This is a genomic window from Streptomyces sp. NPDC101166 (genome assembly GCF_044768125.1).
GTDB lineage: Bacteria > Actinomycetota > Actinomycetes > Streptomycetales > Streptomycetaceae > Streptomyces.
On sequence record NZ_JBIWPF010000280.1, the window covers coordinates 1 to 1,115 of the forward strand.

The window sequence follows — 1,115 nt, forward strand, 5'->3', positions numbered from 1 at the left end:
TGGCTCGAGAATTGATACCGCGACACATCGGTAAGGAAGTCACATGGCGAGTACAGCCAGTCAGATCGATAGCGCAATCTACGTCGAACGGATGAGGAGTATGTGCGCTGCGGTCAAGGCGCACGATATCGACACCGTTCTCTCCTACTTCGACGACGCCTGCGTTTTCATCAACGGCGTGACCGGCACGACCTCCGAGAAGTCGGAGCTCGTCGAATTCCTGAACGAGACCTGGTCAGTCTTCCCCGACTACGCACCCCAGCCGGTGGCGACGTACATGCAGGGCGACACCCTGGGTGTGCTGTTCGAGATCACTGCGACCGCTCCGCAGGCGGAAGGGCAGGCCGCACCGGAGCAGATCCGTTGGCTCGCAACATCCTTCACCACTTTCGATCCGGTCTCCCTCCGGATCGTGCGCGACGCCTACTATGTCGACGAAGACGCGATCCAGCGGCAGATCATCGCCGCGCAGCGAACCGGGAACCACTGACCTCGACGCCCGGGCGTCACGCGCCGACAGGCGATAGGTCGCCACCACGTTCATGACCTGGATGGAAGGCACCCTCGAGACCGGCAAGAACGCGGCGGGCGATGCCCATAGGCCAAGTGACCCGGTCTGCCGCCCGGAGCTGACCATCTCCCTCGCCATCCGGGTTCGAATCCAAGCCTGGTCGGCCTGTCGCCCCAGATTCGGTACGCCGGTGCTGGGGCGCACGCCTTCCGGTGACCGTGCTGCGCAGCTGCAGGTCAAGCTCTCCTGTGCGCATTGATGTTCGGGCCAATGCCGTTCGCCGGCGAGGCTGTGCAACGTGCACCGCGGTCCGGGAAACCGTGAGGGGAATTGATATCGATTGCCGCGGGCACCGAAGAGCACGGTTGAGATCCGTGCCGGACCGGTGAATGGCCAGCGCGCGCCGTAAGCAAGGCGATGTCCTTGCCGTCGACGCGGTAGCCCGTGCCACTGCACCGTGTTCGACAGCAGCCAAGGAGAGGGATGGGAGAACGATGACCGAACCAGCCGAGCTGAGGCATGCGCTTGGTGCCCGTGAGGTCGGTGGCAGCCGTTGATGGATAGACCGAACAGCGATATCCCGCTTCCGTTTTCACCGCTCGAG

General features: G+C 63.4%; 1 protein-coding gene. It reads left to right on the forward strand.

The annotated features are described in order from the left end of the window. Positions 1-43 precede the first annotated feature (43 nt). Entirely contained in the window at positions 44-490 is a 447-nt protein-coding gene (locus ACIRS4_RS38405) for a nuclear transport factor 2 family protein (protein ID WP_404204940.1), read from the forward strand. Positions 491-1,115: the final 625 nt, after the last annotated feature.